Origin of the sequence: Limnohabitans sp. (assembly GCF_031538885.1) — a bacterium.
Taxonomy (GTDB): domain Bacteria; phylum Pseudomonadota; class Gammaproteobacteria; order Burkholderiales; family Burkholderiaceae_C; genus Limnohabitans.
On sequence record NZ_JAVKLW010000070.1, the window covers coordinates 1 to 3,933 of the forward strand.

The 3,933-nt window shown below is 55.1% G+C and carries 5 protein-coding genes, 1 tRNA gene and 1 pseudogene; 4 read left to right on the forward strand and 3 right to left on the reverse strand.

All coding sequences use genetic code 11. The features are described 5' to 3' along the window. Window positions 1-147: 147 nt before the first annotated feature. The 3 genes and pseudogenes from RMS03_RS05675 to RMS03_RS05685 form a co-directional block, all read left to right on the forward strand. Window positions 148-246 (forward strand): annotated as a pseudogene (locus tag RMS03_RS05675) (transposase); the annotation flags it as partial. Window positions 247-451: 205 nt separating this feature from the next. Beyond that, entirely contained in the window at window positions 452-901 is a 450-nt protein-coding gene (locus tag RMS03_RS05680; RefSeq protein ID WP_310626128.1) for a MerR family transcriptional regulator, read from the forward strand. A gap of 37 nt (window positions 902-938) precedes the next feature. Beyond that, window positions 939-1,015 (forward strand) — tRNA-Pro (locus RMS03_RS05685). A gap of 77 nt (window positions 1,016-1,092) precedes the next feature. Here RMS03_RS05685 and RMS03_RS05690 read toward each other — a convergent pair. From RMS03_RS05690 to RMS03_RS05700, 3 genes are read right to left on the reverse strand one after another with little or no spacing between them, the layout of a single operon-like run. Next, complete coding sequence (locus RMS03_RS05690) at window positions 1,093-1,641, reverse strand: NUDIX hydrolase (protein WP_310626129.1); 549 nt, start codon at window positions 1,639-1,641, stop codon at window positions 1,093-1,095. 4 nt (window positions 1,642-1,645) lie between these two features. Next, window positions 1,646-2,341 carry a fumarylacetoacetate hydrolase family protein gene (locus tag RMS03_RS05695; RefSeq protein ID WP_310626130.1) on the reverse strand — a complete coding sequence of 232 codons (696 nt, stop codon included), beginning with the start codon at window positions 2,339-2,341 and terminating at the stop codon, window positions 1,646-1,648. 19 nt (window positions 2,342-2,360) lie between these two features. Further along, a complete protein-coding gene (locus RMS03_RS05700; RefSeq protein WP_310626131.1) occupies window positions 2,361-2,666 on the reverse strand; it encodes an antibiotic biosynthesis monooxygenase in 306 nt (101 codons plus the stop codon). A 90-nt stretch (window positions 2,667-2,756) separates the two neighbouring features. On the opposite strand from RMS03_RS05700, the gene pgeF reads away from it, so the two are divergent. Continuing rightward, window positions 2,757-3,557: a peptidoglycan editing factor PgeF gene (gene pgeF, locus RMS03_RS05705; protein ID WP_310626132.1), complete on the forward strand. Its 801-nt coding sequence runs from the start codon at window positions 2,757-2,759 to the stop codon at window positions 3,555-3,557. The last annotated feature ends 376 nt before the right edge of the window (window positions 3,558-3,933 follow it).

A 3,933-nucleotide genomic window follows, 5' to 3' on the forward strand; every position in this document is an offset into this window, starting at 1 on the left:
AAGGGGCCTGAGGGCAAAGGTGGGATGACGAAATGGGTCTCTTACGCCGAAAAATCGTGCTATCGACGCACACAATTGCACATCGTGAAGTCCGTAACAAGTCACGCTACAAATTCATGCGTTGTGCAGACCTTCCCTAGCAGGCGGCTACAAATTTTCTACAACATGCGCTCTGAGCGCCAATTGATGGAGCGGCCCCAGTACAACTTGCTGCTTCGCTGGTTCATTGGCCTGTCCATGGACGAGCCAAGGCGAGCAAAAAACGAAGGGATAGCAGAGTGCGGAAAGAAGATTCGAAAAATCAAGCCCATGCGGGGGAGAGATTGCGCTCGCGCATGGGGTATTTCAGCAGCTTGTTAGGTCTCTTTTTTTGTCAAAACTGTGAACGGATGCAATGCAGGGGCAATCTTCGTGTAACCTCTGCGCTTTCGTTTACAAGCTACTGATTTTCATGGAGAAACCCCTCCCTCCCATTCCAGCCAAACGCTACTTCACCATCGGTGAGGTGAGCGAGTTGTGTGGCGTCAAGCCGCACGTGCTGCGCTATTGGGAGCAGGAGTTCACGCAGTTGCGTCCTGTGAAGCGGCGCGGCAATCGCCGCTATTACCAACGCCACGAGGTGTTGATGATTCGCCGCATCCGCGACCTCTTGTATGACCAAGGCTTCACCATTACGGGGGCGCGTAATAAGTTGCAAGAGTTAGTGCAATCTGAGCGTGAGCGACGCCGTGTGAGTGGTGAGTTGATTGATGTAGATTTGTCCGATAATGACGGCCTTGACGATGACCTTGATGCAGACCTTGGCGATGACCCTGCGTCATCCCCGCTTGCGTTGAGTAATAGTAAAGAAGCGCTGCAAACCTTGAGAAAAGAACTCACACAAATTCGCGACCTGCTCTAGGAGCAGCACGGAGTGACGTTATAATCACAGCCTGATTCGGTGTGTGGCGCAGCCTGGTAGCGCACTTGCATGGGGTGCAAGGGGTCGAAGGTTCGAATCCTTTCACACCGACCACAAATGACCAAGGGCTAGCAACGTGAGTTGCTAGCCCTTTTGTCTTTGGGGTGGCTCAATGCCTTTGTGAGGGGCTGTCAAACAATGTCAACGTGGTGCAACTCAAAACGGCCTTTCTTCGCGTCGGCAAAGTAGTGTTGCAAGGTTTCTTTCACGGTTCGAAAAGCAATCTCATCCCAAGGTATTTCGTGTTCAGCAAATAGGCGGGCCTCTTGCGTTTCGTAGCCGGGAGCAAACTGATCGCTGGTGAGTTGTACACGGTAGAAAAAATGCACTTGACCCACGCGGGTGACATTCATCATCGTGAACAAGTCCTGCATTTCAAACGCCGCCCCTGCTTCTTCTGTCGTTTCACGTGCCGCGCCTTGCGCCAAGGTTTCGTTCAGCTCCATGAAGCCTGCGGGCAAGGTCCATTTACCAAAGCGTGGTTCGATGTTGCGCTTGCATAGCAACACTTTATCGCCCCACACAGGCACAGTGCCCACCACATTGAGTGGGTTTTCATAGTGGATGGTATGGCAGGTGTTGCACACCGCACGCTCACGCGTGTCACCATCATCAGGGATGCGGTAGGTGACTACACTGCCGCACGATTTGCAATGTTGAATGAGTGGACGGTGAAGCATGTGTTCAGGCCACGTGGACTTTGAGCTCGCCCAAACCCGCGACAGCGCCCAGCATCGTGTCGCCAGACACCACAGCACCCACGCCTGCGGGGGTGCCAGTGTAAATCAAGTCACCAGGTTGCAGTTCCCAAGCGGCAGACAAGTGCTCAATGGTTTCCGCAATGTTCCAAGTCAGTTGGCTCACGTTGCTGCGCTGGCGGTCTTGTCCGTTGACTTGCACGAAGATCTCGGCGCGGGCCACGTCGCCCGCCTGTGCGGAGGGGGTGATGGGGCCAATCGGGGCGCTGTGATCGAACGCTTTGCCAATACACCAAGGGCGACCTTGCTTCTTCATCTCGTTTTGCAGGTCACGACGCGTCATGTCCAAGCCTACGGCGTAGCCATAGACGTGGCTCAAGGCATCTGCGGTTTTGATGTTCTTACCGCCTTGGCCAATAGCCACGACCAACTCAATTTCATGGTGCAAATTTTGGGTCAGGCTGGGGTAGGGCATACGGCCAGTTTCACCGGCGTTGACCACGACCAAGCTGTCGGCAGGCTTCATAAAGAAGAAGGGCGGTTCACGGCCTGTAAAGCCCATCTCTTTGGCGTGTTCTTCGTAGTTGCGGCCCACACAGTAAATGCGGTGTACAGGGTAGCGTGCGGCCAGGCCGACGACGGGAACTGAAACTACGGGCGTGGGGGCAAACAAATAGCGCATGTGTGTGTCCGGCGAATTGTTAGTCGTGTGATTTGACGACCAGATCAAAGTGCTCCACCACTGGTGGTTGTGCGAAGAAGGGGCCAACGATGGCTCGCCATTCACTGAAGGCCGCAGACTCTCGAAAGTCCACCGTGTGATTTTCAAGCGTTGCCCAGAAAATTTGCAGCACATAACGCTCAGGGGACTCAATGCCACGATTGACTTTGTAGCCTTCAAAGCCTTTGGCCTTGGAGATGACAGTGTCTACGCCATGTTGAATGGCTGCATCAAAAGCGGCTTGTTGACCGGGTTGGATACGGATGTCGGCGAGTTCGAGAATCATGGTCTAGTTACTGCGAGTTGAAATGAGGCTTGAGTCTACCGCCCTCGCCGCAGCATCAAGCCGGTGCGTTCGGGATATCCTTAGGCCAACATGAGCCACTCTCCATCCGTCCCATCCTCGCCTTTGCTGTGGCCCATGCATTGGGCTTTGCCAGAGGGTGTGTCGGCTTTGTGTACCACGCGAGTGGGTGGCGTATCGCAAGCACCGTTTGCTGCGCTGAATCTGGGTGACCATGTGGGCGATGACCCGCAAGCAGTGGCTACCAACCGCGCCTTGCTGCAAGCCGAGTTGGGCGGCGCACGGCCTCTGTTTTTGACACAGACCCATGGCGTAGCTGTCACGGCTTTGAACATCACAAGCCCAGATGGCATCGCTGCCGATGCTTGCATCAGCACAACACCACGGGTGGCCTGCACCATCATGGTGGCCGACTGTCTGCCTTTGCTCTTCACGGACGATGCTGGCACTGTGGTGGCTGCAGCCCATGCTGGCTGGCGTGGTTTGGCTGGCGGTGTCGTGGAGAACACCATGCACGCGGTTTGTGGGGCAGCGTGTGTCAGCCCTGCACGAGTTCGTGTCTGGTTGGGGCCTTGCATTGGCCCTGAAGCCTTTGAGGTTGGAGACGATGTGCGCGAGGTTTTCATCTCGACCTCACCCTCTAACGCATCTCTGGCCATGCGTTATTTCAAGCCGCATCCAATCCATCACAACAAATGGCTGGCCGACCTCGCTGGCTTGGCTCATTTGCGTTTGCAAGCCTTAGGGGTCACCTCGCTGTCGGGCAACGACAGCCGCCCTGCATGGTGCACCGTGTCTCAGTCTTCAAGGCTCTTTTCGTACAGGCGTGATGGGGTCACTGGTCGTTTCGCCGTTTGCATTTGGCGTCGTTGACGGCAGGGCTTGTATCCCGTTGGGGGCTATGGTGTGTTGACGTTCTGCTGCTTCTTGGGCCTTGATGGCGCGCCGTCTGGCGGGTGTGCCCATGATGTAACCCACCACACTCATGGGTAGCACACCGTAAAGAAAAAAAGTAAAAACGGCTCCGAACAAAGAGCCCACGGGGCTTGTTGCTTCGACCACGGCCATCGTGAAGGCCACGTAAATCCACGCGATCAGGACTAAATACATCTAGGGAAGGTCTGCACAACGCATGAATTTGTAGCGTGACTTGTTACGGACTTCACGATGTGCAATTGTGTGCGTCGATAGCACGATTTTTCGGCGTAAGAGACCCATTTCGTCATCCCACCTTTGCCCTCAGGCCCCT